Origin of the sequence: Saccharothrix sp. NPDC042600 (assembly GCF_040647305.1) — a bacterium.
GTDB lineage: Bacteria > Actinomycetota > Actinomycetes > Mycobacteriales > Pseudonocardiaceae > Actinosynnema > Actinosynnema mutabilis.
On sequence record NZ_JBEZBW010000078.1, the window covers coordinates 1 to 24135 of the forward strand.

Annotated in this window: 23 protein-coding genes and 1 pseudogene; 5 read left to right on the top strand and 19 right to left on the bottom strand. The window is 72.8% G+C overall.

The genetic code is table 11. The features are described from left to right. Positions 1–2110, top strand: a 2110-nt coding sequence (locus AB0A74_RS32005) for a thiopeptide-type bacteriocin biosynthesis protein (protein ID WP_358255338.1), incomplete at its 5' end; no start/stop codon positions are given. Here the strand turns inward: AB0A74_RS32005 and AB0A74_RS32010 are convergent. The 9 genes from AB0A74_RS32010 to AB0A74_RS32050 all read right to left on the bottom strand — a co-directional run bounded on the left by AB0A74_RS32010 (position 2093) and on the right by AB0A74_RS32050 (position 12052). After that, positions 2093–3007, bottom strand: coding sequence for a GNAT family N-acetyltransferase (locus tag AB0A74_RS32010; RefSeq protein WP_358255339.1), 915 nt, complete (start codon positions 3005–3007; stop codon positions 2093–2095). The genes AB0A74_RS32005 and AB0A74_RS32010 overlap by 18 nt on opposite strands. Further along, positions 3004–4203 (bottom strand): arginase family protein, encoded by a 1200-nt coding sequence (locus AB0A74_RS32015; protein WP_358255341.1) that lies wholly within the window; start codon positions 4201–4203, stop codon positions 3004–3006. Before AB0A74_RS32015 ends, AB0A74_RS32010 begins: the two co-directional genes overlap by 4 nt. A 4-nt stretch (positions 4204–4207) precedes the next feature. Further along, positions 4208–5899 carry an ABC transporter ATP-binding protein gene (locus AB0A74_RS32020; protein WP_358255342.1) on the bottom strand — a complete coding sequence of 564 codons (1692 nt, stop codon included), beginning with the start codon at positions 5897–5899 and terminating at the stop codon, positions 4208–4210. Then, entirely contained in the window at positions 5896–7419 is a 1524-nt protein-coding gene (locus tag AB0A74_RS32025) for an ABC transporter ATP-binding protein (protein WP_358255344.1), read from the bottom strand. Before AB0A74_RS32025 ends, AB0A74_RS32020 begins: the two co-directional genes overlap by 4 nt. Positions 7420–7850: 431 nt before the next feature. Next, on the bottom strand, positions 7851–9239 hold the full coding sequence (locus tag AB0A74_RS32030; RefSeq protein ID WP_358255346.1) for a hypothetical protein: 1389 nt from the start codon (positions 9237–9239) through the stop codon (positions 7851–7853). Then, positions 9236–10426, bottom strand: a complete 1191-nt coding sequence (locus tag AB0A74_RS32035) for a hypothetical protein (protein ID WP_358255348.1) — start codon at positions 10424–10426, stop codon at positions 9236–9238. The genes AB0A74_RS32030 and AB0A74_RS32035 overlap by 4 nt, the downstream gene beginning before the upstream one ends. Positions 10427–10486: 60 nt before the next feature. Continuing rightward, positions 10487–10663, bottom strand: coding sequence for a hypothetical protein (locus tag AB0A74_RS32040; protein WP_343936617.1), 177 nt, complete (start codon positions 10661–10663; stop codon positions 10487–10489). 61 nt (positions 10664–10724) lie between these two features. Beyond that, positions 10725–11798, bottom strand: coding sequence for a hypothetical protein (locus AB0A74_RS32045; protein WP_358255350.1), 1074 nt, complete (start codon positions 11796–11798; stop codon positions 10725–10727). Further along, on the bottom strand, positions 11795–12052 hold the full coding sequence (locus AB0A74_RS32050) for a hypothetical protein (RefSeq protein ID WP_358255352.1): 258 nt from the start codon (positions 12050–12052) through the stop codon (positions 11795–11797). Before AB0A74_RS32050 ends, AB0A74_RS32045 begins: the two co-directional genes overlap by 4 nt. 298 nt (positions 12053–12350) lie before the next feature. Between AB0A74_RS32050 and AB0A74_RS32055 the strand changes: the two genes are divergently transcribed. After that, complete coding sequence (locus tag AB0A74_RS32055) at positions 12351–12770, top strand: ribonuclease domain-containing protein (RefSeq protein ID WP_358255354.1); 420 nt, start codon at positions 12351–12353, stop codon at positions 12768–12770. Positions 12771–12816: 46 nt separating this feature from the next. Here the strand turns inward: AB0A74_RS32055 and AB0A74_RS32060 are convergent, their stop codons facing one another. The 3 genes and pseudogenes from AB0A74_RS32060 to AB0A74_RS32070 form a co-directional block, all read right to left on the bottom strand. Further along, entirely contained in the window at positions 12817–13251 is a 435-nt protein-coding gene (locus AB0A74_RS32060; protein ID WP_358255356.1) for a nitroreductase/quinone reductase family protein, read from the bottom strand. Between the two features lie 18 nt (positions 13252–13269). Then, complete coding sequence (locus tag AB0A74_RS32065; protein WP_358255392.1) at positions 13270–13737, bottom strand: cellulose binding domain-containing protein; 468 nt, start codon at positions 13735–13737, stop codon at positions 13270–13272. Positions 13738–13845: 108 nt separating this feature from the next. Then, positions 13846–15270: pseudogene (locus AB0A74_RS32070) on the bottom strand (endo-1,4-beta-xylanase); the annotation flags it as partial. 185 nt (positions 15271–15455) lie between these two features. Here AB0A74_RS32070 and AB0A74_RS32075 point away from each other — a divergent pair. Next, complete coding sequence (locus AB0A74_RS32075; RefSeq protein ID WP_358255358.1) at positions 15456–16544, top strand: NAD(P)/FAD-dependent oxidoreductase; 1089 nt, start codon at positions 15456–15458, stop codon at positions 16542–16544. 337 nt (positions 16545–16881) lie between these two features. Here AB0A74_RS32075 and AB0A74_RS32080 read toward each other — a convergent pair whose 3' ends face one another. From AB0A74_RS32080 to AB0A74_RS32090, 3 genes are read right to left on the bottom strand one after another with little or no spacing between them, the layout of a single operon-like run. Continuing rightward, positions 16882–18426 carry an SMI1/KNR4 family protein gene (locus AB0A74_RS32080; protein ID WP_358255360.1) on the bottom strand — a complete coding sequence of 515 codons (1545 nt, stop codon included), beginning with the start codon at positions 18424–18426 and terminating at the stop codon, positions 16882–16884. Between the two features lie 30 nt (positions 18427–18456). Beyond that, positions 18457–19134 carry a hypothetical protein gene (locus tag AB0A74_RS32085; RefSeq protein WP_358255361.1) on the bottom strand — a complete coding sequence of 226 codons (678 nt, stop codon included), beginning with the start codon at positions 19132–19134 and terminating at the stop codon, positions 18457–18459. A gap of 46 nt (positions 19135–19180) precedes the next feature. Then, entirely contained in the window at positions 19181–19645 is a 465-nt protein-coding gene (locus AB0A74_RS32090) for a MarR family transcriptional regulator (protein ID WP_358255362.1), read from the bottom strand. Positions 19646–19777: 132 nt separating this feature from the next. On the opposite strand from AB0A74_RS32090, the gene AB0A74_RS32095 reads away from it, so the two are divergent. Beyond that, positions 19778–20968 carry an MFS transporter gene (locus AB0A74_RS32095; protein ID WP_358255364.1) on the top strand — a complete coding sequence of 397 codons (1191 nt, stop codon included), beginning with the start codon at positions 19778–19780 and terminating at the stop codon, positions 20966–20968. On the opposite strand, the gene AB0A74_RS32100 is transcribed toward AB0A74_RS32095, so the two are convergent. Continuing rightward, a complete protein-coding gene (locus AB0A74_RS32100) occupies positions 20928–21368 on the bottom strand; it encodes a PPOX class F420-dependent oxidoreductase (RefSeq protein ID WP_358255366.1) in 441 nt (146 codons plus the stop codon). The genes AB0A74_RS32095 and AB0A74_RS32100 overlap by 41 nt on opposite strands. An 88-nt stretch (positions 21369–21456) precedes the next feature. Here AB0A74_RS32100 and AB0A74_RS32105 point away from each other — a divergent pair, with 88 nt between their 5' ends. Beyond that, positions 21457–22218, top strand: a complete 762-nt coding sequence (locus tag AB0A74_RS32105) for a GyrI-like domain-containing protein (protein WP_358255368.1) — start codon at positions 21457–21459, stop codon at positions 22216–22218. On the opposite strand, the gene AB0A74_RS32110 is transcribed toward AB0A74_RS32105, so the two are convergent. The 3 genes from AB0A74_RS32110 to AB0A74_RS32120 all read right to left on the bottom strand — a co-directional run bounded on the left by AB0A74_RS32110 (position 22215) and on the right by AB0A74_RS32120 (position 23788). Then, on the bottom strand, positions 22215–22481 hold the full coding sequence (locus AB0A74_RS32110) for a hypothetical protein (RefSeq protein WP_358255370.1): 267 nt from the start codon (positions 22479–22481) through the stop codon (positions 22215–22217). The genes AB0A74_RS32105 and AB0A74_RS32110 overlap by 4 nt on opposite strands. Then, positions 22481–23266, bottom strand: a complete 786-nt coding sequence (locus AB0A74_RS32115; protein ID WP_358255372.1) for a hypothetical protein — start codon at positions 23264–23266, stop codon at positions 22481–22483. Before AB0A74_RS32115 ends, AB0A74_RS32110 begins: the two co-directional genes overlap by 1 nt. 99 nt (positions 23267–23365) lie before the next feature. After that, complete coding sequence (locus AB0A74_RS32120) at positions 23366–23788, bottom strand: hypothetical protein (RefSeq protein WP_358255373.1); 423 nt, start codon at positions 23786–23788, stop codon at positions 23366–23368. Between the last annotated feature and the right edge of the window lie 347 nt (positions 23789–24135).

The following is a 24135-nucleotide window of genomic DNA, read 5'->3' on the forward strand; positions in this document are numbered from 1 at the left end:
GTCCGGCACGCGGGTCGTGGCGCAGCCGCCGGGGGTCGCGGGACGGCCGCGGTCGGTGCGCCGGTCGGACGTGCTGGACGCGGTGCTGGCGTTCACCGGGTCGCCCCGGCCGTGGGCGGAGGTCGTCGGGCTGGTGCGGGAGTCGTCGCCGCAGGTGCCCGCGGACAAGGCGGTCGAGTTCGTGGACACCCTTGTCCGCGAAGGGTTCCTGGTGGACGTTCGGCGGCCGACGGCGCCGTTCGGGTTCGACGTGACCGGTCTCGACCTGCCCGAGCCCACGGTGGTCGATCTCGCCCTGGACGTGGGCGACACCGTGGACGGCCGGTGGCGCGGCCCGATCGCCTCGGCGTTGGAGGTGCTGCAGCGCGTCGCCCTGGCCCGCCGGCCGCCCGCCGAGTTGACCCGGTACGCGCACGTGTTCGCCGAGCGGTACGGGCACGAGGAGGTGCCGGTCGAGGACGTGCTGGACGACCTGGGCGGGCTGCCCGCCCGTGGTCCGGACGACGACCGCGACCTGGATCCGTTGCGGCGCTTGGTGTTGCGGCGGGCCGAGCGGAACCCGGTGGTCGAGTTGAGCCTGGCCGACGTGGAAGGGCTGCCGTCGCACGGGTTGCGGCCGGTGCCGTCGTGCGACGTGTTCGTGCAGGTGGCGGACGGTCGGCTGGTGCTCGCGCCGCGCGGGGTGGTCGCGCCGGGCGGTCGGGCGTTCAGCCGGTTCGCGCCGTTCGACCCGCGCGTGGACGGGCACCTGAGCGACGCCGTCCGCAACGAGCACGACCCCGGGACCTGTTTCGCGGCCCTGGACTACTGGCACGACACCACGGTCAACCACGCGGGCGGGTCCTCGCCGTACGAGACGGTGCTGGCGTGGTCGTCGGTGGCCCCGGACGCCCTGCGGCCGGCGGACATCGTGGTCGGGCACCGGGACGGCCGCCTGCACCTGCGGTCGCGGCGCGACGGGCGGCGGGTGCTCGTGCGGACCCACCACCTGGTCGGCACGTCCACCGCGCCGCCCCTGCCGGACTTCGTGCACCGGGTGTCGAACGAGCACTTCGCCGTGCCGGGGTGGAGTTGGGGGTCGTTCGCGGACGCGGCGCTGCGCCTGCCCCGCGTCGAGGTCGCCGGCGTGGTGGTGTCGCCGGCGCGGTGGCGGGTGGACCACGACGACGTCGAGCGGTGGCGGGCGGACGTGCCGAGGTTCGTGCACGTCGGCGACGGCGACACCCGGCTGTTGCTGGACCTCGACCACCCGGTGCACCGCGAACTGCTGCGCGGGCACGAGTGGGTGGAGGAGTCGTTCCTGCGGCCCGACCAGGCAGGCCACGCCACGGAGATCGTGGTGACGGCCGTGGACGACGGCTACCGGCCCGAGGTGCTCGACCTGCCGAAGCACACCGAGGTCGCCACGCCCGTGCCGCGCCTGCCGGGTGACGGGTGGTGGGCGCTGCACCTGCGGTGCGACCGCCGGTCCGAGGACGCGGTGCTGGCCGCGCTGGGCGGGTTCCTCCCGGCGGGGCGGTGGTTCTTCGTCCGGTACGACGTGCCGCGCGACCACCTGCGGGTGCGGGTGCGCGCCGACGCGGCCGGGATCGACGAGCTGTGCGCGGCGGCCCGGTTGCTGCACGGGCGCGGGCTGGTCGCGGACTTCTCCGTCGAGCCGTACGTGCCGGAGGTCCAGCGGTACGGCGGCCCGTCGAACCTCGCGGTGTGCGAGGAGCTGTTCTGCGTGGACACGACGAACGTGGTGCGGTGCTTGGCCGTTCCACGCCCCGACGGGGTGGACGACGCGACGTTCGCCGCGCTCTCGGCGGACGCGTTCCTGACCGCGCTGGGGACTTCCGGCGACCTGGCGCTGGCGGCGCTGTCCCGCCAGGCCGCGGATCCGGCGTCCCGGGCCGAGCGGCGGCAGGAGCACGAGCAGCGCAGGCTCCTGCGCCGGCTCCTCGGCTCCGCCGGGCCCCGGTACGAGTACCCGCCGGTCGAGCTGCCCGAGGAGGTCTTCACGAGCTTGCTGCACATGCACCTCAACCGGCTGGCCGTCGAACCGGCCGACCAGCACCGGGGCGCGCGGCGGCTGCTCGCCGTGCGCCGGTCACGCCAGCAGCAGTGAGTACCGGTCCCAGCCGCCCACGCGCACGAACCCCAGGTCCGCGTACCCCGCCAACGCCCAGGTGCCGTCCGTCCCGCGCGGCACGCCGATGCTCAGCGTCGTGAAGCTCCGGGGCGCGCACCGGGTGACGTCGGCCAGCATCCGCCGCACCGCGCCGGTCCCCCGCTCGGCCGGCCGCACGCACACCGTCTCCACCCACAGGTCGGTCGGGTCGTCCGGCCAGGTCACGACGAGGAGGAACGCCAGGAGCCCGGCCGGTCCGGCGAGCACCCGCGACAGCTCGGGCCGCAGACCGGGGTGCTCCAACGCCGCCGCGATCCGCGCCCGACCGCGCCCGGAGGTGGGTTCGGCCTCGAACACGGCCGTGTAGAGGTCGGTGACGGCGTCCCGGTCGCCGTCGGGGTCCAGCGGTCGCAGATCGGGTCCGGGCGGGCCGGGGATCGCGGGCAGCAGCGGGCGGCTCAGCTCGGCGAACCCGGACTTGTAGCCGAACCCGAGGCGTTGCGCCAGGCCGCGCAGGTCGTCCTGGCCGTCGAGGACGTCCACGAGCAGCTCCACGTGCCGCCCGCCGGCCAGCGCCAGCGACCGGTCCCGCGACCACTCCAGCAGCGCCCGGCCCACGCCGCGCCCGCGCCACCCGGGCACCACCCCGCCGGCGCACTCCACGAACAGCGAGCCGCGGTGGGCGCTGACGACGACCCGCGCGTACCCCGCCAGCCGACCGGCCACGCGGGCCACGGCGGCGTTGCCGACGTCCGCGGCGGCGAGCACGGGCCCGAGCAGCACGGGGTGGCGCTCGCGGCACCCGGCGTCCCACGGGCACGGCCGCCCGGTGTCCTCGGCGCACAACGCCGCCGCGACCGGCGCGATGTCCCGGTCGGTGAAGTCCGCGATCACGACCGCCCCCTGGTGAACACGGCGTCCAGCGCGCGCAGCAGCAGGTCCGCCACGACGATGCCGGGCGCGTCCGACGCCGACCCGATCAGCTCCACCACGTCCAGGCCCACGACGTCCAGCCGCCGGCACAACCCGTCGACCAGCGCCACCGCCTCGGCGTGGCCGAACCCGCCGGGCAGCAGCGTGCCGGTGCTGGCCAGGACCGACGGGTCGAGCACGTCCACGTCGATCGTCACGTGCCAGCGCAACCCGGGCGGCAGCGCGGCCACGATGTCGTCCACCGGCACGTCCAGGGCGCCGCGGCCGGGCCAGCCGAGCAGCTTCGGGCTGCGCTGCGGTGGTTCGGCGGTGAGCTGGCGGATGCCGAACTGCGCCACGCACGCCACCTCGTCCAGGCCGACCACCCAGTCCAGGAAGTTGCCGTGGTGGGCGTCCGCGCGGTCGCCGGTGCGCACCTGGCCGTAGTCGTGGTGGGCGTCCAGGTGCAGCACGCCGAGCCGGTCGTGGGTCCGGGCGAGGCCCGTGACGACGGGCAGGGTGATGGAGTGGTCGCCGCCCAGCACGACCGGGACCCGGTCGGCCGCCGCGACCGCCTCGACGGTGTCGGCGAGGTCGGTGAGCATCGGGCCGTTGCGGGCGGGCGCGACGCCGGTCAGGTCACCGATGTCCACCAGGGCCACGCCGTCGAGGACCCGCCGGCCGGTGACCGGGTCGAGCATCCCGACCGGGCGGCCGTCGCGGAAACCGGCCCGGAACAGGCCGGTGCTGACCCGCCGCAGGTACTCCGGCCCGAACCGCGCGCCGGCCCGGTAGGTGACGCCGGCGTCGTAGGGGACGCCGACGACGACACCGTGCGCCGACCCGCGCAGCGCGCCCGCGAGGTCGGTCACGGGCAGGCCGAACAACCCCGTGCGCACGGACACCGAGGGCTCGCCGTAGGGACGCAGCAGGCCCAGTTCCCGCAGGCTGTCCACCGCGCCGAGCAGCACGTCCGAGCGGTCCCGACCGGCGCCGACCTCGACCGCGACCGCGCTCACCGCCGTGGGCAGCGCGAACAGCGCCAGCAGCCGTGCGGACGTCCGGCCCACCCGCACCTCGCGGCCGGTGCCCGGCCACCAGAACACCGCGCCGTCGGCGTCGGTCGAGCGGCGCACCACGTCGGGCGCGACCACCAGGACGTCCTCCAGGTCCGCCACGGCGCTACTCCGCCGCGCCCACGACCGGCCGCCCGGACCACGCGGCCCACATGTCCGCGTACCCGCCGCCGGCGGCCAGCAACGCGTCGTGCGGGCCGTGCTCGACCACCCGCCCGTCGGCCAGCACCACGACCCGGTCCGCCCGCGCGGCGGTGTCCAGCCGGTGCACGATCTGCACGACCGTCCGGCCGGCCGGCAGCACGTCCACGCCGTCCGTCAACGCCTCGTCCAGTACGACGACCGGCGCGTCCTTGAGCACCACCCGGGCCAGGGCGAGCTGCCGGCTCTGCGCGGGCGTGGGCTGGTAGGCGTCGGGGCCCAGCTCGGTGTCCAGGGCGAGGTGCGCGCCGACCGCGCGGAGGGCGGCGGTCAGGTCCGCGTCCGGGGCGTCGGGGCGGGCCAGGCGCAGGTTGTCGGCGACCGTGCCGTGGAAGACGTGGTCCTCCTGGGTCACCAGGGCGACGTGGTCGCGGGGTGCGGCGAGGTCGGTGACCGGCACGCCGCCGACGGCCACCCGTCCCGCGTCCGGCCGCAGCACGCCCGCGACGAGCATGGCCAGCGTCGACTTGCCCGCGCCGGACGGGCCGACCACCGCGACCCGTTCGCCGGGCGCGACGCTCAGGTCGATGCCGTGCAGCACCGGCCGGTCGGGGCGGTAGCCGAAGTGGAGGTCCGCGATCTCCAGGCCCGCGTCCGCCGGCAGCGGTCCTTCCTCCGTCCCGGGCGCGGGTGCGACGCCGAAGATGCGGGCGAACGCGGCGGACGCCGACTGCACCTCGCCGAACCAGTACGCGAGGTCGTCCAGCGGGGTGACCATGGCCCGGACGAACAACGCGATCGTGGCCACCTCGCCGATGTCCGCCCGCCCGCGCACGACGAGCCACGCGCCCCACGCCAGCACCACGACCAACGCCAGGTGGTAGCCGGCTTGCACGACCGGGAACCACCGCACCTGCAACCGCACCGGACGCTTCGACGCTTCCGCCGCCCGCGCGACCCGTTCGACGACCAGCCGCCGCCGCCGTTCACCGAGGCCCAGCGCCTCGACCGTGGCCGCGCCGCGCGCGGTCTCCACGACGGCCGTGGTCAACGCGGCGTGCGCGGCGAGTTCGTCGGCGAACGCGGCGGGCGCGCGCCGGGTGAACCACCGCGTGGACAGGGCGATCAGCGGCAGTCCGACCACGCACGCGCCCGCGACCAGCGGGTTGACCAGGAACGCCGCCCCGACCGTCAGCACGGCGGTCAGGACGCCCACGACCGTCTCCGGCAGACCGGTGCGGACGATGTCCCGGATGGACTCCAGGTCGGTCGTGGACCGGGACAGCACCTCGCCGGGACCGACGCGTTCCACAGTGGACAGCGGCAGGGCGAGGACCCGTTCGGTGAAGTCCTCCCGCAGGTCGGCGAACACGACCTCGCCGAGCGTGAACGACAGGCGCGTGGCGACGAACGCCAACCCGGCCTGGGCGAGCAGGGCGACGCCGATGAGCAACGCGACCACGTCCACGTCGGTGCCCTCGAACCCGGTGGTCACGCCGTCGACCAGCACGCCCAGCAGCACCGGCGGCACCAGCCCGACCGCGACCGCGAGCAGGTGCACGACGAGCAGCCGGGCGAGGCGGGTCTTGTGCGTGGTGAGCAGGCTGGTGATCTCGCGGGCGACCGTGCGGCGGTCGGCGAGGGGAAGGGTGTTCATGCCGTCCCCCGGGTGATCAGGAGGCGGTAGGCGTCGTTGGTGGCCACGAGCGTGTCGTGCGCACCACTGACCGCGGTGCCGTCCGCGAGGAGCACGACCCGGTCGGCGACCTCCAGGAACGCCGGACTGGTCGTGAAGACGACAGTCGATCGCCCGCGCCGGGTCTCCTTCAGCCGACGCGCGACCTCGATCTCGGTGGCCGTGTCCAGGGCACTGGTCGGATCCACCAGCAGCAGGTGCTCGGGATCCCCCAGGACCGCACGGGCCAGCGCCAGTCGCTGGCGTTGACCACCGGACAGCGTTCGAGCGTCCGCTCCGACCTCCGTGTCGAGCCCTTCGGGCAGCGCCGCCACGACATCATCGGCGACGGCGGTCCTCAACGCGGCGGCGATCGTGTCCTCCGGACTCGTCAGCCACGGGTCCACCGCCTCCCGAACGGTGCCCGAGAACAGTGCCGGATCGTCGTGCAGGGTGACCACGCGCCGCAGCAGTCGCGGGTCGAACCCATCGAGCGGAGCACCCCCCAACGTGGCCTCCCCGGGCACCACCCCGGCCAACCGGGCAGCACGCCCAGCCGCGTCCTCGGTCACCACCGCCGTGAAGACTCCCCGCGGCGCAACCAGTTCCCCGTCAGCCAGGTCCCCTCCCGCTGGTGCACGTCCGCCCTCCACCACCGGTTCCGGAACGTCCAACGCACGCACGACGTTGTCCGCCGCCACCACGGCCTCGCTCCGGGTGGAGACGAACCCGGCCACCGACGACAACGGCTCCACCAGGAACGCCGCGGCGGCGAAGAACGCGACCAGTTCCCCGGCGGTGATCGCCCCACCCACCGCCAAGCGAGCCCCCAACCAGGTCACCACGACCAGGAAGATCCCCGGCAACAGCACCTTGGCCGCCTCCAGGGTCGCCTGGGTGTGCGCCACCGCGATCCCCGCCGCACGCGTCCGCCGGGACACGTCCCGGTACCGATCGCGGAACGCCCGCTCCGCCCCGATCCCCCGCAGGACCCGCAACCCCAGCGCGATGTCCGACCCGAGGTCCCCGAGCCGCCCGAGCAGCCCCCGATGTTCCCGCTGGCGGTCCTCCAACGGCTCAGCCACCTTGGTGGTGACCCACATGACGACCGGGACCCCGACCAACACCACCACACCCAGCAGCGGCGACCCGGCCAGCAGGTAGACGGCGACCACCACCAACGCGACACCGGCGGCGACCACCCGCGCCAACGCGTTCGGATAGTCCCCGATGTCGTCGGTGTCGGTGGTGACGGACGTGGCCAGGTCCCCCGCCGAAACCCGCCCGCCGGCAGCCCCCAACCCCACCCGCGACTTCAACGAGCACGCCACCCGGATCCGCAACCGAGCCGCCACCGCGTACCGCCCCACACTCCCCACGACGGCGACCACGACAAGCCCGACCAACACCCCCACAGCGGCCACCACCCCGGCCCCCGCCACGGCCGCATCCAGCACCCGCCCGATGGCCCAAGGCGTCAACGCCTCGGCAACCCCCTCCACCAACCCCAACCCGAGAACAACCCCCACCAACCCCCGCCGCTCCCGAACAACCCCCCGAAGCAACACCCGCCCACTCCTGTCGGTCCCCCGTGGGACAATGGACTCGGGGGCCGGAGGCCGCGCCCAGCGCGGAACCGCGGGCGCAGACCCGGCGCTGGACGGCCCAGCGGACGGCGACTCGGCACCCGCCGACCCGGCACCTGACGGCTCGGCAACCGGCGACTCGGCAACCGGCAGCGGCCCACCCGGCAGCGGCCCACCCGGCAGCGGCCCGGCCGGCGGTGATTCGGCGCGAAGCCGCCCAGCGGCCTGTGGCGGCCCCGCAGGCGGCGGCCCGGCGGTCGGCGGCCCACCCGGCATCCCCCCGGCGGTCGGCAGCTCGGCGGCTCGGGGCTCGGCGGCTCGGGGCTCGGTGGTGTGGTCCGAAGGTGTCATGTCAGTGGTACCGGCTCCAGGTTCGGGTACTTCGCCTGCAACGCCGCCAGGTCGGGGAGGCCGCCGATCTCGCGCAGCACCTCCACCACCCCGTCCAGGAACGGCCCCTCCCGCGCCCCCGCCGCCACCTTGAACAGCCCCCGCCCCTCCGCCACCCGCGGCACGATCGTCTCGAACCGGTGCGACCGGAAGCCGAAGCTCGACCCGTGCGTGAACCGGATCCCCCGCCGCGCCGCCTCCCGCCGCACCGCCGCCAGCACCAGCCCGTGCCCGACCAACGTGTCCTCCGCCAGCCGCACGATCACGAACGGGCAGTGCCCCACCCCCAGCAACGACGGGTGCACGACCTCCGCGAACACCCCCTGCACGTCCGCGATCTCCGCCGCCACCCGCGCGTTGTTCGCCAACACCGCCCCCGCGTGCCGCAGCTGCCAAGCCGGATCACCCACGAACGGCACGTCCAACGCCGCCGCGTCCGCCACCGACGGCCCGGCCCCCGTGGTCGAGCGCGCCAACCGCAGCACGACGCCCAACTGCTCCGCCGTCGGCACCCCGCGCCCACCCCGCGAGTACACGTCCACGATCCCGAGGTTCGCCAGCTCCAACCCCTGCTGGTCCAGCTTCAGCCCCGAGCGCACCTCCACCACCAGCACGTCCCCGCCCAACGCGCGCAGGACCCGCTCGGTGGGCCACACCGGTGACACCAGCGTCGTGTCCACCACCACGATCCGCGGCCGGACCGGCGACTCCCGCCACGCCCGCACCCACGCCCCGACGTCCAGCGCGTCCAGCGACCAGTTGTAGCGCACGGGTTCCAGCAACAGCACTTCACACGACAACGTCCCCGCCACGTCCCCGGGAGCGATCCGCCGCCACGAGAAGACGCTCGACGACTGGTACTCCAGCAACAGGTCCGTCTCGAAGTAGTCGCCCCAGAACCCGACCGTGAGCGGACGCCGTTCGGTCGGTCGCAGCATGTGCGTCAACGTCCCGAACAGGTGACCCAGCGCCGCCATGCACGACCGGAACACGACACACGTGTGCTCCCACCCCGGCGGCGGGTCCCCGGCGCCCAGCCGCGACTCCAGGCCCGCCACCGGCAGGCTGCGCTCGTAGCTGTGGTCGAACGACCCGCCCGAGGGCAGGAACCGCGCCTCCTGCGAGTCCGGGGACCGGAAGTGCCGCTCGTCCAACGCGTGCCCGCGCCGCAACAACAACGCCCGGACGCGTTGGGCCGCGTCCTCCAGGTGGTGCTCCAGGTCCACGCCGTCGAGGTCGGTGTCGTGCAGCCACGCGCGGCAGGCCTTCCACTCCGGCTCGTCCTCCGCGCCCTGACCGGCGGCGGAGTCGATCAACCCGGTCAGCAGGTCCAGTTCGAGGCTCATGCCAGGCTCCGCAACGACCCGTCGGACCACGCGTGCTCGGCCGGCGGGTCGATCCGGTTGAACCGCCGCGAGTTGGTCATCGTGTACGCGCCGGCGGCGGTGAGCACCAGCCGGTCGCCCGCCGCGCACGCCGGCAGGTCGAACGCCGGCACCGCGCCGCGCACGTCCGTGCCGAAGAAGTCGTTCTCGTACAACGTGTTCCCGGCGACCAACGTCCGCCGCGGGTCCACGCCGGCCACGTCGGGGTCGGCGAGCAGGACCTCCGGCCGGTGCCACGGCGCGAGGTTCCACGCCGACGCGTCGACGGTCACCACGTCCGCCCCGAACGCCGGGTGGTCGCGTTCGACCGACAGCACCGACACGAACAGGAACCCGTGCGGCCCCAGGATCCCGCCGCCGGGTTCGAACTGCAGCGCCATCGGCCGCCCGGTCCGCGCGCGCCACGCCTCGACCTCCCGGCCGACCGTGCGCAGGCCCGCGAGGGCCCGGCCGCGACTGGCGTAGAGGCTGAAGAACCCGCCGCCGAGGTCGAGGGTGTCCACCGACGGGAACGCCTCGGCGACGGCCAGCGCGTAGCGGGTCTTGTGCAGCAGGTGTTCGGGTGTCATCTGGCCGGTGTGCATGTGCAGGCGCACCAGCGGGCAGCCCCACCGCGCCAGCACCGCGTGCCAGCGCGGGTCGGTCGCCTCGACGCCGAACCGGCTCACCCGGCCGAACGTGGTGGCGTCGCGCTCGATGTCGTCGGGCAGCGGCACCCTCAGCCGCACCCCCACCGGCGACCCGGGGAACGTCCGGCACAGCCGCTCCAACTGCTCGACCGACGACGCGTCGAGCACCACCCCGCCCGCGCGCAGCTCCACCGCGTCGGCGGTGGTGAAGGACGGTCCGGTGGCGGTGATCCGGTCGAACCCCGCCGCCCGAGCCAACCGGTACTCGCCGATCGACGCGACGTCCGCGCCGAGCCCGAGCGATGCCAGTTCGGCGAGCACGGACGGGGTGTGGCACGCCTTGACCGCCAGGTTGAGCGCGCCGACCCCGCCGACGTCCTCGACCAGGGTCGCGACGGACCGCCGCAGCCCGTCCAGGTCGTAGACCAGGGCGGGTGTCGGCAGCGCCAGGGCGGCGCGGAACAGCTGCGCGGCGGGCGGCCGGACCAACGGCGCGACCCGGCGGACGACACCGGACATCGGCACGGCGGACCTCCTCGATCGGCGTGCCGGGCGCGGCGCCACGCCCGGCACGGTGGATCAGCTCTTCGTCTTCGGCCGGTTCATCGCGAGGATGGACAGGTCCGTGCGGATCTCGCGGACGTCGCCCGCGATGACCTCGGTGTCGTCGGCGACACCCAGCTCGTCGATCGACAGGTCACCCGACGACGTGAACATCTCGGCGAGCGACTTCTCCAGTGCGGCAATGGATTCCATGGCGCATTCACCTCCCCCTGTGCTCGGCTGTGCGAACGCGTGGCGGCGGTGCCGCGGAGGGTCAGCCGTGGACGGTGTCGGCGTGCGCCCGCAACGGCGAACCGTCGGGGAGCACCGCGCCGCCCAGCTCCTCCACGACCTCCGCCAGCCACGACGTGAAGCGCCGGCCGTCCAGGCCCAGCTCGGCGCGCGCCCCGGGTGTCGCCGTGCCCTCGGCGAAGTGGCGGGCACGGGCCCAGGACGTGGCGAGCCGGCGGGCGAGGACGGCCGGCCCCTGCGGGACCAGGTCGCGGTGGCCCAGCAGGGAGAGGTAGAGCACGGTCTGGTGGGTGTAGACGTGGTAGGCGGCCAGCGCGCGGTCGACGCTGAACTCCCGGTCACCGCCCCACGGCACGGGGATGCGGTGGCTGTGTTCGTCCACGTACCCGCGGCGCAGGATCTCGCGCGCCACCCCGATGTCGGCGAGCTTCTGGTGCAGGGACTCGTGCAGGACGATCTCGGCGGCCTCGGCCTCGTCGGCGAACACGCCCGCGTTGACGAAGATCAGCAACGGGGTGCCGGCGTAGTAGCCGCTGCCCATCGCGCCCTCGAACAGGCCCACGCCCGCGACCGAGCGCACGGTTTCCCTGCCCAGCAATGGGAGTGCGCGGTCGAGTGTGGACAGCGTGCGGGCCAGCGCCGCGTCGAGCTCCGGTGTGGGCGCGACCGCGGTGACCATCGCCGCGTCGCTCGCGGAGGCCATGGAGGCGTTGAAGCGGGCCACGACCTCCTCGCCAACCGGGTCGCCGCGCCAGCCGCGCAGGGCGTGCGGCAGGTCGGCGGGCCGGGTGTCGGCGCCGAGGTCGGTGCGCGGCAGGTCGAGGTACTCCGCGACGACCCGGCGGCCCTCCTCGTCGTCACCGGCCAGGAAGGCGCGCAGCGCGGAGTCCAGCGTGCCGCGGCGCAGGCTCTCCAGTTGCGGCGCGGCGGCGGCGTCGAGGCCGGTGACCCCGCACCGGTCGGCGCACAGCCGGCCCAGGCCCCGGTAGTAGGCCGTCGCGGTGCGGCGGATGTCGTCGGCGTGGCCGAACACCCCCGACGCGAGCTTGCGCTCCTGGGCGGTGGCCAGGTCGCCCGGCAGCGTCCCGGCGGTCACGCGGCACGCTCCACCAGGCCGTGGCGGCGCAGCATCGCGACCTGGCCGTCCACGACCTGCCCGGCCCGCTCCGGACCCGAGCCCATGACCTCGGCCAGGCGTTCCACGACCGCGTCGCGCGGGCTGCCGTCGCACAATTCCAGCACGTACCACGTGAGGCGGTCGAGCACGCTGACCGCGAATGGTTCGCGCACGAACACGAATGCCGCGGACAAATCCGCGTACGGTTCCAGCTCCCAGCCGGACGTGCGCACCAACACTTCTCCCGGGCGTGCGTCACCACCCGGGGCACGGTTTTCCCCCACTGCCGCTCCCCCTGTTACCGCAGGCCCCGAGGGGCCATCCCCACCACGAACGTACCAGCACGTGACGAGAAGGGAACAGGAAGAAGAACATTCCACCCGATACGGGAAAACGCACGAAAAATAGTCACCCGATCGATGTAACACGGGACGTTCACCGACTCTTGGTGATCCATTTCGTGGCCCGGACGGGCGATATCCGCCACGATCGTGAGCGTTCACCTCTCCGCAACCCTGCCAAGGAGGTTCCGTGCAGACCCTGGACCGCACCCGGCTCCCGTGGACCAAGCGCCTGCTCGTCGCGCTGAGCGCGCTGGTGTCCGTGCTCGGTGTCACCGCGGTGGTCGGCCCGGCCGCCGACGCGACCGTCTACAGCTCCTGCACCATGACCCGCTGCGCGGACGCCCGGTCGGCCAACTCGACGTGGTCGGCGAAGGGCTACCCCGGCTCGCGCGGCTGGTACAGCTGGCCCAACGGCCAGTGCAACTTCGCCGGCGGCACGTTCTACAACCGCGAGGGCCAGCTGCCCAGCGGCCGGTCCTACCTGGAGTTCGACGTCTACCCGCGCGCGTGCGGCGCGTCGCGCGACGCCTACCGGATCGTGGTCGACCGGACGACGGGCGCGGTGTACTTCTCGCCCAACCACTACGGCGACTTCTACCGCCTGTGAGGACGGGCTCGCGCCGCCCCCACGGGATCGGGGGCGGCGCGAGCCGTCAGGCGCGTTCGAACACCACGATCGGGATCTCCCGCGCCAAGGCCTTCTCAAACACCGCGAACCGGGACTTGGCGGCGCGGAACAGGTCGGCCAGTTCCTCCCGCTCCTCACCCCGGGCGATGCGCGCGGTGGCCCTGAGGGTCCGCGTGCCGATCTCCACCGTGACGTCCGGCCGGGCGAGCACGTTGTAGTACCAGCCGGGGTTGTTGGGCAGACCGCCGTTGCCCGCCGCGACGACCCAGCGGTCGCCGGCGGACAGGTAGCGCAGCGGCGTCACCCGTTCGATGCCGGACTTCACACCGACGTGGTGCAACAGGAGCAGGGTGCGCCCCTCGGTGACACCTCCGTTGGCGCGGAAGTCCTCGATCACCCGCTGGTCGTGCGCACGGCGTTCGTCCGCCGCGGACCCGCCGGTCGTGGTCTGCTCGGTCATGGCGGAGATCCTGGCACGTCAGGGCGTCCGGCAGGACACGGTCGGGTTCGCCCACTGGCCGTTGGCCATGACGGTGAAGCCGAACGTGGTGCTGGCGCCCGCGGCGAGGCTGCCGTTGCCGTTGGGCTTCATGGTCATCACGTTGCCGCTGGAGTCCCAGCTCGGCGTGCCGTTCCAGGTGGCCGACACCCGCTGCGGCGCGGTGACGGTGACGGTCGCGGTCCAGCTCGTGATCGCCGAGGAGCCGGCGGTGATGGTGACCTCGCCGTTGAAGCGGTCGCCCCACTGCTGGGTGGTGCGGTAGGTGGCGGTGCAGGACCCGGCGGGCGGCGGCGTGGTGGTGGTCGTCGTGCCCGGCGGGGTGTCGGTGGGCGCGACGGCGCGGCCGGTGCTCGGCGAGATCATGCCCGTGCACAGGCCGCGGGACTTCAGGTTCGCCACGATCTGCGGGATGGCGTTGATCGTCGTCTGGTAGCCGTCGTGCATCAGGATCACGCCGCCGGCCTGCAGGTTCGACGCGGCCTGCACGATCTGCGCGGTGCTCGCGCCGTTCCAGTCCTGGGAATCGACGCTCCACAGCACCTCGGTGAGGCCGAACTGCGCCTCGACCGCCTTGAGCGTGCTGTTGGTCTCGCCGTAGGGCGGGCGGAACAGCTTGGGCGCTTCGCCGGTGGCCTGCTGGATCGCCTGCTGGGTCTGGCTGATCTCGGAGGTCATCTGCGCCTGGCTGAGCTGGGTCATGTGCGGGTGGCTCCACGAGTGGTTGCCGATCCAGTGGCCGGCGTCCTTCTGGGACCGGGTCAGCGACGGGTTCGCGGAGACCTTGTTGCCCTGGTTGAAGAACGTCGCCCGCGCGCCGGCGGAGCGCAGCGCGCCGATCACCTGGCTGGTGGAGCTCGCGTTGGGGCCGTCGTCGAAGGTCAGCGCCACGTACCCGGAACGGCAGTCGGCCGGCGGCGCGGACGTGGTGGTCGTGGTGGTGCTCGGCGTGCCGGCGGCGTTCAGGGCGTTGAGGACCGAGGTGTAGGCGGCCTTCTTGTTGCCGGAGGAGTCGAACAGGAGCGGGGTGCCGGACGCGCGCCACGAGTCGCTGTCACGGATGCCCCAGACGGTGATGCCGGTGCAGCGCGATACGGCCAGGCACGCCTGCACGACGCCCTGGTACTGCTGGGCTTGCGTGGTGCCGGAGCCTTCGATGTCCAGCTCGGTGATCTGGACGTCCACGCCGAGGTTGGCGAAGTTCTGCAGGGTGGTGTGGTAGTTGGAGGGGACGGGGTTGCCGCTGTTGAAGTGCGCTTGGAAGCCGACGCAGTCGATGGGGACGCCACGGGACTTGAAGTCCTGGACCATGCGGTAGACGGCCTGCGTCTTGGCGTGCGACCAGTTGTCGGTGTTGTAGTCGTTGTAGCAGAGCTTGGCGTCGGGATCGGCGGCGCGGGCGGCGCGGAAGGCGGCCTCGATCCAGTCGTTGCCGGTGCGCTGGAGGTTGGAGTCGCGGCGCGCGCCGGTGCTGCCGTCGGCGAAAGCTTCGTTGACGACGTCCCAGGCGTAGATCTTGCCGCGGTAGTAGGTGGCGACCTGGGTGACGTGGTTGAGCATGGCCTGGCGCAGCGTGCCGCCTTCCATGCTCTGCATCCAGCCGGGTTGCTGGGAGTGCCAGGCCAGGGCGTGGCCGCGGACGCGTTTGCCCTGGTTGCGGGCGTGGTTCACGATCCGGTCGGCGTTGGTGTAAGTGAACTGGCCGCGGTTGGGCTCGGTCGCGTCCATCTTCATCTCGTTCTCGGCCGTGACCATGTCGAACTCGCGGTTCAGGATGCCCACGTACGTCGAGTCGCTCAACTTGTTCGCGGCCACGGCCGTGCCGAAGTACCGGCCGCTCTCGGCGGCGGCGGAGGCCAGCGTGGTCCCGGCGCTGGCGACCAGCGGCAGGGCCAGGGCCGCCGCGCTCAGCAGCCCGAGGGCGCCGGTCACGGCCGCTATCCGGCGTGGTGCGCGCCGGTCGGCGTCGATCTTGGACATCATCGTCCTCCAAAGCGCAAAAGTTTCGGTCGAGTTATCGACAATTTCGGCAAGCTTGAGCGCTCGAAATGAGATCGTCAAGGAATCCGCGGCCAAGGGAGACGGGCGAGAGCCTTGCCAAATCGGCAACGAAGTTTGCTCGATTGGCCAGGGCGGGCGCAGTGTGGTTCGCGGAGGTGGTCACGATGACCCAGTCAGTGGTGAAGCAGTCGGTGGCGGCTCGGTCGGACTCGGCTCGGTCAGGCTCGGCTCGGTCGGCGGCGCGGGAGCTGTCGAGCAGGTACGACGTCGTGGTGGTCGGCGGAGGCGCGGCCGGGCTGAGCGGCGCGCTGATGCTGGCCCGGTCGCGGCGGTCGGTGCTGGTGGTCGACTCGGGCGCGCCGCGCAACGCGCCCGCCGAGGGTGTGCACGGCCTGCTCGGACACGACGGCGTGAAGCCCGCGGACCTGGTGGAGCGAGGACGCGCGGAGGTACGCCGGTACGGCGGGCAGGTGGTGCACGGCGAGGTGGCCGGGGTGGTGCGGGCGGACGCCGGTTTCACGGTGTCGTTGGCCGACGGCCGTTCCCTGCACGCCCGGCGGTTGTTGGTGGCCAGTGGTCTGGTGGACGAGTTGCCGCCGGTGGACGGCTTGCGCGAGCGGTGGGGGCACGATGTCGTGCACTGCCCGTACTGCCACGGGTGGGAGGTGCGGGACCGGGCGATCGGCGTGCTGGCCTCCGGGCCGATGTCGGTGCACCAGGCGCTGCTGTTCCGGCAGTTGAGTGACGACGTGACCTACTTCGCGAACAACCGCCCCCTGTCCGATGAGGACGCCGAGAAGCTCGCCGCGTTGGGCGTGCCGATCGTGGTCGGCGAGGTGGAGGCCGTGGAGATCGCCGACGACCGCCTGACCGGCGTCCGCCTGACCGACGGCACGGTGATCGCCCGCGAGGTGGTGGCGGTGGCGACCCGCATGGTCGCCCGCGCCGATTTCCTGGCGGGACTGGGCTTGCACGCCGTGGAGCACCCTTCGGGCGCGGGCGTGCACGTGCCCGCGGACGCGGCCGGGCGCACCGAGGTGCCGGGCGTGTGGGTGGCCGGCAACGTCACCGAGCCCTCCGCGCAGGTCGGCGCGTCATCGGCCGCGGGCGCGGCCGCCGGTGCGCAGATCAACGCGGACCTGGTCGCCGAATCGGCGAGGTGGGCAGTGGACATGCACCGCTCCCCCTTCACCCACACCTCGGAGGCGCACAACGCGAACCGAGTAGCAGGCACCCGCCGCCACGGCCTCTGAGCCCACACCAACCAGACCGCGCCGCCCACCCACCGCGCTCCACCGATCGCCACCCAATCCAGCGCGGCCAAGTCGGCCCGAGCCGGCGCAGCGTCGGGTCGGGCCCGGTCGGGCTGGGTCGGCGCAGGCCAGGGCCGCGCGGGCTGGGCCAGCGCGGGCCGGGGTTGCGCGGGTTGCGCCGAGCCAGGCCCCGGCGAGCGCGCCGAGCCGCGCCAAGCCAGGCCAGGCCGAGCCAGGCCGAGCCAGGCCGGGGCGAGCCGGGCCGGGCCGGGGCGGGGCGGGGCAGGGCGGGTTAGGGCGGGCCGGGGCGGTTAGCGGGGGTGGGCCAGCAGGTGGGTTAGTGGGTGGCGAGGAGCCAGTGGGACCAGTCGACCACCTCCAGCACGCGCGAACTGCCCGCTCGGCGCGCGCCCGCGAGGCGGGCGGGCAGGCGGCCTGAGGCGCGTAGGACCGCCCACTGGTCGCCGGACAGGGTCAGTGCCCGCACGTCCAGGTCCGCCAAGCCCGCCACGTCGTCCACGTCCGCCTCCGACAAGTCCACACAGGACAGTGCCGGCAGCTTGGCCAGGTCCGCTGTTCGCACCCGCCCACCCTTCACCGTCAGGTCCCACAGGGTCGGGTGGCCGGCCAGCTCCGACAGGTCGGCCTCGCGCGCCTCCAGGCTCAAGCCCTCCACGGTGTCCGGCAGGTGCAGGTGGACCCGGCCCGCGCGGTTGATGCTCAGGTTGCGCAGCCTCGGTGTGGCGGTCAGCGCGCGCAGGTCCAGTGTCTCGGCGTCGTTCAGGTACAGCTGCTCGACCTGCTCGCGGTTCTGGACCTCGGCCAGGGCCTCCGTCAGGTCCAGCGCACCGACCGACACCGAGGCGTCGTAGTCCACGTCCTCGTCGTACAGCGGCACGATCAGCCGGCTCGGGTCCTCGACCAGCTCGACGTCGTCGCGCCGCAGCTTCTCCAGCACCGCGCTCATCCGCGCCGTGACCGACTCGGCCACGTACCCGACCGGGCCGAAGAAGTCGCGGCCGTAGGCGATGAGCTGACCCGGTGTGCCCGCGGGCCCCGGGTCGAGGTCCACGGCGCAGTAGTTGCCGGCCAGGTCCGTGAAAGCGACCACCCACCAGTCGCTGCGGGACACGCGCCGCACCACGCCCGGCGGATCCGCGTCCAGGACCACCCGGTCGAGCGCGAACAGGCCGTCGTTCCAGCCCCACGCCCCCGGCTCGCCCTCCAGGTACTCCGACACCACCTCGCGCAACGGCATGAGCTTGTACCGGCCCAGCAGACCGGTCTCCCGCAGGTCGTCGCCGATCAACAGGTACAGGGCCCGCACCTCCTCGGGCAGCCGCAAACCCATCTCCCGCTCCGCGGCGGCCAACTCCTCCTCGGTGCGCACCTCGCCGAACTCCGGGTCGCGCCCGGTCAGTCTTCGGTGGTGCCCGACGAACTCCTCCAGCAACTCCCCGACCCGCCGCACCGCCTCGGGATCGGTCGGCGCACCGGTGGGTTCCGCCCCCGCCGGACGCGGCATCCCGGGACGCGGGTGGTGCGGGTGGCGGTACTCCGGGTCGAGCACCACCGTGTCGGCCGAGCCGCCGCCCGGCGCGAAGGCGTGCGCGAACTCCGCGCCGCCGCGCCCGTCCAGCGCCACCTCGACCACCAGCGCGCGGGTCTCGCCGGGTGGTCGCAGGGTCGCCTCCAACTCGCGGATCAGCTCGAACCGCTCGAACGAGGCGTCGCCGCCCATGGGCCCCCGGTCCGGGAACGTCTTGAACGACCAGGACCCGCCGGTCATCACGACCTGCCACACGCCGGGACGGCCGGGGGCCAGCTCCCGCTCGGCGAGCCGGGTCACCGCTGCCACCAGAACTTCGCGATCTTGAGTCATGGGGCGAGTGTCGCACCGGGGTACGACAATTCAGCGCGGTCCGGCGAACAGGTCCACCACCGGGTCCCACCGGTTGCGCCGGTCCGGCGGGAACCGCCGCAGCGACTTGGCGAGCCGTCGCGACCCCGGCCGGTACCAGCGCCGCGCCCACGGCGAACCCGGTCGGGCGACGCGGCACGTGGCGTACAAAGCCAGCAGCGGCACGAAAAGTCCGCAGATGCCCAGCAGCGTCCGTCCTTTGAGGATCGCCACGACGGCGAACACCAGGTTCACCGCCACCACCAGCACCGCGGCCAGGCTGCCGTCGTCCGGGTCGTCGTCGAACGGCGAGAACCCCGCCAGCAACAGCAGTCCGACCACGACCGCGACCAGCACGGCGTCCATCGACCGCCGACCCTCCGGACCCCAGTAGACGTCGTCCAGCCGCAACCACAGCGCGAACTCGTCCAACGTCAACGCCGCCCCGATGCCGAACCCGACGGCCGTGGCGTCCGCCCACCCGTCCGCGGGCCGGAACACCAACGCGGTCGCGCCCGTGCCCAACAACAAGAAGATCCCGAACACCTGGTGGTGCACGTGGACCCCGCCCACCGAGATGTCCCGGAACGGCCCATGCCCGGCACGGATGAGCCGCGTCACCACGCGCGTGACGACGAAGGCGACCACGAACGCGCCCAGCATCCACGCGACGACCGACCGATCCACCACGCCCGGCACTGTCGCACCCGGGCACCGTCGGCGCCGGCCGGAGCGGTTACGAAGAGCGCTCGGTCCCCAGCGCTTCCACGGCCTCGACCAACGGCATCAGCGCCGCGTCCTCGCGTGCGTGATCGAGGGCTTCCCGCAGCGCGGCACCGTGCGTGGGGCGAGCCTCTTCCAACAGCGCCAGACCGGCCTCGGTCACGTCGGTGTAGATGCCGCGCCGGTCGGTCGGGCACAGGTAGCGCGACAGCAGGCCGCGCTCCTCAAGGCGCGTCACCAGGCGCGTTGTGGCGCTCTGGCTGAGCACGACCGCGTTGGCGACCTGGTGCATCTGGAGGTGGCCGCCCTCGCCGTTGTGCTGCCGGCTGAGCACTTCGAGCAGCGAGAACTCCCGCACGCTCAGGTCGTGCCCGGCCTGCAGGGCCCGCTCGACGCGGCCCTCGATGCGGTCGTGCAGGACCGACAGCGCGCACCAACCGGCAGCGAGCGCCGTCATGGAGGGGGCGGTGGCGGTCATCGTCCTGGCCTTTCGGTCGTCCGGAGGGACATCCGTCACGTTAGCACAACCCGCGCTTGCAAGTATCCCGCGCCTGCAACTACCGTCGGACGCCTATACAAGTCTGTTGCAAGTCATCGGGAAGGTCCTCTCATGCCTCTCGCGCTCGTGGCGCTGGCCATCGGTGCATTCGGGATCGGCACCACCGAGTTCGTCATCATGGGCGTGTTGCCCCAGGTCGCCACCGACTTCGGCGTCACCATCCCCACCGCGGGCTGGCTGGTGACCGGTTACGCCCTGGGTGTCGTCCTGGGTGCCCCGCTGCTGACGGTGTTGGGCACCAGGGTGTCGCGCAAGAAGATGCTCATGTTCTTGATGGGCCTGTTCATCGCGGGCAACGCCTTGTCCGCCGTGGCGCCCGTGTTCGCCGTGATGCTCATCGGTCGCGTTGTCGCTTCACTGGCGCACGGGGCGTTCTTCGGCGTCGGGTCCGTGGTCGCGGCGGGGTTGGTCGCCCCGGAGAAGAAGGCGTCGGCGATCTCCCTGATGTTCATGGGGTTGACGCTGGCCAACGTGGTGGGCGTGCCCGGCGGGACGTTCATCGGCCAGGAGGTGGGCTGGCGGGCGACGTTCGCGGTGGTCACGGCGCTGGGGGTCGTGGGTTTGCTGGGCGTGGCGAAGCTCGTGCCCGAGGGCGGCCGTCCGGAGGGCGTGACCGTGCGGACGGAGTTCGCGGCGTTCCGGAACGTCCAGGTGTGGCTGGCGATGGCGATGACGGTGCTCGGCTTCGGCGGTGTGTTCGCCGCCGTGACCTACATCGCGCCCATGATGACCGAGGTCGCCGGGTACTCCGCCGGCGCGGTCACGTGGCTGTTGGTGCTGTTCGGCGTGGGCATGTTCGTCGGGAACCTGGTCGGCGGCCACTTCGCGGACCGCGCCCTGATGCCGATGTTGTTCACCTCATTGGGTGGTCTGGCGCTTGCGCTGCTGATGTTCACCTTCACGGCGCACGACCGCGTCCTCGCGGCGATCACGTTGACGCTCGTGGGCGCACTGGGCTTCGCCACCGTGCCGCCGTTGCAGAAGTGGGTCCTCGACCAGGCCTCCGCCGCGCCCACCCTGGCGTCGGCGGCGAACATCGGCGCGTTCAACCTGGGCAACGCCCTGGCCGCGTGGCTGGGCGGTCTGGTGATCAGCGCGGGTCTCGGCTACACCTCGCCGAACTGGGTCGGCGCGCTGCTGTCCGACACCGCGCTGCTGCTCGCACTGCTGGCGGCGGCCCTCGACCGCCGGAACCGCGTGGTCACCGTTCCGGTGGACGCAACGGCCCCGAGCCGGGTCTGAACGGCTCCACGCCGACCACGTGCCGGGCGTGCGTCGGCAAGACCACGACCTTGACCCGCTGCTCACCGGGCACCCGCCACGCGAAGTGCTCCACGCCCAGGTACTTGCGCGCCAACGCGTCGATGGACCGGTCCGCCTCCTCACCGAGGACGAAATCCACCGCCCGGCCCCGGATCACCACCCGGTCGTAGGGGTCGGCCGGATCGACGCACGACAGCGACAGCCGCGGGTCGCGGCGCAGGTTCTCCTCCTTCACCCGCCCCACAGCCGTGTTGAACACGATGTGGTCATCCTCGATGTCCACCCACATGGGTGACACGTGCGGTGACCCGTCGGGGTTCACCGTGGCGAGGTGCCAGAAGTGCGCCGCCGCGACCCGTGCCCGAACCCGCTCACTCAACACCGCGCCTCCCAGGCTCGGGCGACATTGTCGCGCGGTGGGGGTGGTCGGACCCAGTCCCCGGACGGCGGCACTTCGGCCTCGGTCCATGCTGGTGCCCGTGGACGCGGAGTTGCTGCCGATCGGGCAGTTCGCCAGGTTGAGCCGGTTGAGTGTCAAGCAGTTGCGGCACTACGCCGAGCTGGGTCTGCTGGTGCCGGCGCACGTGGACGTCGCCACCGGCTACCGGTACTACCGGCGGGACCAGGCGCGAGAGGCGTTGTCGATCGGCCTGTTGCGGTCGTTGGACGTTCCGCTGCCGGTGGTCTCCGCCGTGTTGGCGGGGTCGGCGGAGGCGTTGGAGGACGTGCGTCGGGCGCAGGAGGAGGAGTTGGCGCGGCGGCAGCGCACCCTGGCGGCGTTGAAGCGCGTGATGTCCAACGGGTTGCCAGCTACACCCGTTCAAGTGGTCTCGGAGCCCGCACGACGGGTGGTGGTGGTTTCGGAGCGGGCGGCCGACCCTACCGACGTGGCTCGGGCGACGTCGGCCGCCGTGGCCCGACTGCTGCCGCTAGCCGTTGCGCCGCAACTGATCGGGCTGTTCCCGGTGACGATGGTGGACGCGTTCAAGGTCCGCGTAGCGCTGGTGGCCGACGACGGCGACGAGGTGCTGCCGGGCGGGACGTTCGCCCGCGCCACCCACGTCGGCCCGTACGACCAGGTCCCGCTCACCGCCCACGCCCTGCTGACCTGGTGCGTCGAGCACGGGCACCCGCTGCGGGGTCCGCTGCGCGAGGTCTACGTGTCCGACCCCGCCACCACCGCGCCCGACGACCTGGTCACCCACTTGATGATCCCCTTGGGGGACTAGCTCTCCACGACGGGCTCGGTCAACACGTAGACCGGGTCCGTCAGACCGTGGGACACCGGCCCGCCCGGGCGCACCGTCGGCGGCACGAGCCGCAGAACGCCCGTCACACGCACGTCCTGACCGGCCTTTCCGCCCCATGCGGTCAAGTGCTGCACGTAAATGGGCAGTTCGCCGCCTTCAGGCACCACCACGGCTCCCGCGTGCGCGTTGTGCGCAGTGCCATGCACGGTGATCCGCTGTCCCACGTGGACGTTGAGGTCCATCACGGCACCCTGGCGAACGCGACCGTGTAGACCTGCGCGTCGAAGTCGAGCAGTGGGCGGGAGTAGAACCGGCTCGTGCTCTGGTAGACGACCATGCCGGGCTCGGCGTGGTTGGCGTGCCACCAGTTGCGGTTGCCCTCGTCGTACCAGCCGTAATCGAAGTTCACATACCCCGGACGGGCGACGTACCGGTACCTGCTCATGTCCACCTGCCCGGTGGTCGGGTCGGGCCGGAACACCGCGGCGGCCTGCTCGTCGGTCCAGGACGGGTCCTGCTTCATCCAGAACCGCTTGGAGAACAGCGCCGCGGTCAGCTCGCCGGAGTCGATCCACGACGGGTAGGCCGACAGCACGTTGCGCAAGCCGCTCAACAACGGGTGCCGCCGGACCTGGTCCGCGTACTCACGCGCGGTCGGCCGTGACGCCAGGATCTCGTTCAACGCCGCTTGCACCGCCCGCGCGCGCTTGAAGGTGTCGAACGACAGCCCCAACGGCGGGTTGACCACGTCGTCGCGTTCCAGGTTCACCACGGTCACGCCGATGCACCCCCGCGCGAGCGTAGCGCGCTCGTCGTCGGTCATCGGACGGCCGTGCTGCTCCTCCCACGCCGCGATGTAGTCGGGCACCGACCACTCGCGGTGGGAGACGCCGGGTGGCAACGGCGGCGCGATGGGCGGTCGGGCGACGGCCGTGTCACCGGGCGGCGCGGCGAGCGCGTGGGCCGTGGGCGCCACGGCGACGCCCAGGCCCAGGACGACCGCCACCAGCACACGTACCAACCACATGGGCACTTGTTGACCTCGCGTTTCCTTCAAGGTGCGGGACACAGAGCCGGGCCGGGCCGTGGGGGGGACCCACGGGCACCGACCCGGACCGGGCGGACGTCACCGGCTGATCGTGATGGTCCGTTCCTGCTCGGCGGTGCCCCAGTCGCTCGGGGTCCAGACGCTCAGCGACGCCGTCGCGTAGGCCGTGCCGGGGCGGAACGCCTTGGTCCGCGACACCACCGTGACGTCGATCTGCTGGAACGTGCCGGTGCACTCGGTGATCGAGACGTACCGGTCGCCCGTGGCGATGTCGCCGCGCACGTTCTGGGTGACCTGGACCCACAGCGAGCCCTGCCCGTCGGCCGCGCACACGATGGTGGTCGGCACGACGACCGCCGCGCCCCGCGCCTCCAGGCGCGCCGACGACTCGACGGACAGCGCGGCGACGGCGCGCTCCTCCAGCGCGGTGTCCGCGCCGGCGGGCAGGGCCGACGCGACCAGGGCGGCGGCGGTCAGGGCGAGGACGGGAATTGCCCTCATCATTTCCTCCTCGATTTGGAAGATTCGGCGCGTCAACCGCCTGTGATGCGACGACGCGCTTCGCAGAAGAACGTTAGTCGCGATTGATCTCGTAATCCAAGAAATGACAAAAGCGGTTCTTGCCAATTCCGAAGCTGGGATGAAACACCTGTTCAGAGCGGGTTGATACGCCGTTGGCACCATTCCGACGCTGCTCGACGGACCCGCCCCGTCTCGTCGGCCCGCACACCGGGATTGACGAATAACCAGGTTCACGGTTTTCGCGCCGACATGTGCTGGGAAGGGCGGTTCACCGGCCGACGTGGGGGCCGGCGCCACCCGGTCGGCGGCGACTGCCGGCGGGTCCT

Bases quoted from the DNA above. Each gene is read 5' to 3' on its own strand.
- AB0A74_RS32040 (WP_343936617.1), bottom strand. From the start codon at position 10,663: ATGGAATCCATTGCCGCACTGGAGAAGTCGCTCGCCGAGATGTTCACG.
- AB0A74_RS32110 (WP_358255370.1), bottom strand. From the start codon at position 22,481: ATGGACCTCAACGTCCACGTGGGACAGCGGATCACCGTGCATGGCACT.
- AB0A74_RS32095 (WP_358255364.1), top strand. From the start codon at position 19,778: ATGCCTCTCGCGCTCGTGGCGCTGGCCATCGGTGCATTCGGGATCGGC.
- AB0A74_RS32030 (WP_358255346.1), bottom strand. From the start codon at position 9,239: ATGAGCCTCGAACTGGACCTGCTGACCGGGTTGATCGACTCCGCCGCC.
- AB0A74_RS32035 (WP_358255348.1), bottom strand. From the start codon at position 10,426: ATGTCCGGTGTCGTCCGCCGGGTCGCGCCGTTGGTCCGGCCGCCCGCC.
- AB0A74_RS32080 (WP_358255360.1), bottom strand. From the start codon at position 18,426: ATGACTCAAGATCGCGAAGTTCTGGTGGCAGCGGTGACCCGGCTCGCC.
- AB0A74_RS32105 (WP_358255368.1), top strand. From the start codon at position 21,457: ATGCTGGTGCCCGTGGACGCGGAGTTGCTGCCGATCGGGCAGTTCGCC.
- AB0A74_RS32115 (WP_358255372.1), bottom strand. From the start codon at position 23,266: ATGTGGTTGGTACGTGTGCTGGTGGCGGTCGTCCTGGGCCTGGGCGTC.
- AB0A74_RS32020 (WP_358255342.1), bottom strand. From the start codon at position 5,899: ATGAACACCCTTCCCCTCGCCGACCGCCGCACGGTCGCCCGCGAGATC.
- AB0A74_RS32075 (WP_358255358.1), top strand. From the start codon at position 15,456: ATGACCCAGTCAGTGGTGAAGCAGTCGGTGGCGGCTCGGTCGGACTCG.
- AB0A74_RS32065 (WP_358255392.1), bottom strand. From the start codon at position 13,737: ATGCACGACGGCTACCAGACGACGATCAACGCCATCCCGCAGATCGTG.
- AB0A74_RS32090 (WP_358255362.1), bottom strand. From the start codon at position 19,645: ATGACCGCCACCGCCCCCTCCATGACGGCGCTCGCTGCCGGTTGGTGC.
- AB0A74_RS32060 (WP_358255356.1), bottom strand. From the start codon at position 13,251: ATGACCGAGCAGACCACGACCGGCGGGTCCGCGGCGGACGAACGCCGT.
- AB0A74_RS32120 (WP_358255373.1), bottom strand. From the start codon at position 23,788: ATGAGGGCAATTCCCGTCCTCGCCCTGACCGCCGCCGCCCTGGTCGCG.